Genomic DNA, 259 nt, shown 5'->3' on the forward strand with positions numbered 1-259 from the left:
GAGGCCAGAGCATACCCGCCGGCGGTAAAAGGTGTGCTTAGCCCACTGTCATATAAAAAGACCCTTAATGGAGAGGTGTTTTTCAGGCGGTGCTGCACCGCTGTAACCCGTTTTTTCCAGCCCGTAACGAGTGCCTGTGCTTCGGTTTCACGGTCGAAAACCTGCCCCAGCCGCAGTTCATCCTGGTATAAAAGGTCAAGCGTTGCCGGGGCAGGTTTCTGTCCGTTTCTGAAGCAGCTTTCAGAGAGCACAAGGGTGG

At 54.4% G+C, this 259-nt stretch carries 1 pseudogene; it reads right to left on the bottom strand.

The window, feature by feature from the left end:
* A pseudogene (locus tag HK25_RS13145) lies at nucleotides 1-259 on the bottom strand (ABC transporter substrate-binding protein); the annotation flags it as partial.

It is taken from the genome of Acetobacter sp. DsW_059 (assembly GCF_002153695.1).
In the GTDB taxonomy this organism is placed as follows: domain Bacteria; phylum Pseudomonadota; class Alphaproteobacteria; order Acetobacterales; family Acetobacteraceae; genus Acetobacter; species Acetobacter thailandicus.